Annotated in this window: 2 protein-coding genes; both read right to left on the minus strand. The window is 38.7% G+C overall.

Annotated elements, in window-relative coordinates:
* The coding region (locus QOW94_RS10955) for an IS3 family transposase (RefSeq protein ID WP_349630364.1) at positions 1 to 895 on the minus strand (895 nt) is incomplete at its 3' end.
* Positions 814 to 1,479, minus strand: a complete 666-nt coding sequence (locus tag QOW94_RS10960; protein WP_283680494.1) for a helix-turn-helix domain-containing protein — start codon at positions 1,477 to 1,479, stop codon at positions 814 to 816. The genes QOW94_RS10960 and QOW94_RS10955, both read right to left, overlap by 82 nt.
* Positions 1,480 to 1,481 lie beyond the last annotated feature (2 nt).

A 1,481-nucleotide genomic window follows, 5' to 3' on the forward strand; every position in this document is an offset into this window, starting at 1 on the left:
ATTGGCGGCGATTGAAGTTATACCAATTGATACACTCCTCAATCTCGCTATTCATTTCGTTCTTGGTTATACGGTTGTGAAATTGGAAATATTCTTCTTTTATGTGACTCCAAAAACTTTCTATTGGACTATTATCACCTGGAGTACCTGGGCGCGACATGCTATGCAAAACGCCAACTTTTGCCAGGGTGGTATTAAATAAGCCTGATGTATAACCGCTTCCGCGGTCACTATGAAGTAGATCTGGATACACACCACCATTATTTTTAACAGCTAATTCGAATGTGTTCGTCACTAATTCAGAAGTTTCAGTATCACCAATTTCCCAAGCCACAATCGAGTGATCATATAAATCCTTGATTACGCTTAAGCGCAGCTTATGCTCACTTCGAATCCCATATGTTAATTCAGTACAATCAGTAGTCCAATATTTGTCTGGCCTTTCTGGTTGGAAATCGTGAGTTAGGTCATCAGATAATAGGAGATTTTCGCTAATAATCGATTCACGACGTGCTTGATGATTGTGTTTTTTGGTTTTGATGGAGGCTTTAATATTATACTGATGCATGATTCGCCTCATTTTGCTTGCTGAAGCATGATAATCGGTCTCTTTATTTAGATACATCACCAGACTTTCCACACCAAAGATATAGTTATTAGCTTCTTCAAGTGGAATAATGTAATCCAAAATTGCTTGATCTTCTAAATCTCTTTTGGATGGCTTATGAGTCAACCAGTCATAATAAGAAGAACGAGCAATCCCGATTGATTGACAACAGTACGCTGTAGTAAATTTTTTGCCGGTCCGTTCATCTATTTTTTTGGTGAGCGCTTGAACGGTACGATATTTTTCTTCTTGGCGTCCCTTCTTTCTATCTCCTTCAGTTTTTTTAATACGTTATTTTCAGTCGAAAGATATTCAACTTGCTCCTTCAAACGCTTTATTTCAAGATCTTTCTTTTCCTCAGCCGTTAGGCTGTCGGCTTCAGTTTTTCCAATTCCTCGTCTATCAACTAGACCATCAGTGCCCGATTGCTTGAATTTTCTTACCCAGTTGTAAACTTGGCCGTACGATACATTGAATTTTGCCATTGCACCCGTGTAGTCATTATCGTGGGCAGTTGTCCAATTGACAATCTCAATGCGCTCTTCAAGTGAAGTTGTTCTTCCTTTGTTCATATGAATTCGACTCCTAGTGGCAGTTAGTTTATTGCCACTAGTATACCTTTTATACCAGCTGTAAATAACTCCAATATTAGATATGTCATATTTATCACGTAAGAAAGATAGCGAAACCTTATCGTGAATGTATTCCAGAACAACCTTTTCCTTGAATTCCTTTGAAAAGTGGGTGAACTGTCTTCTTTTCAATCCTTCGATACCAGTCTTTTGATATGTTTGATTCCAGTATTTAACAGTGTCGCGTTTAACCCCATATTCCTCTTGGATGGCGGTAGCCGTCCAACCCTGAGCAAGCAAAT

The organism is Lentilactobacillus sp. Marseille-Q4993 (assembly GCF_951230165.1).
Lineage (GTDB): Bacteria > Bacillota > Bacilli > Lactobacillales > Lactobacillaceae > Lentilactobacillus.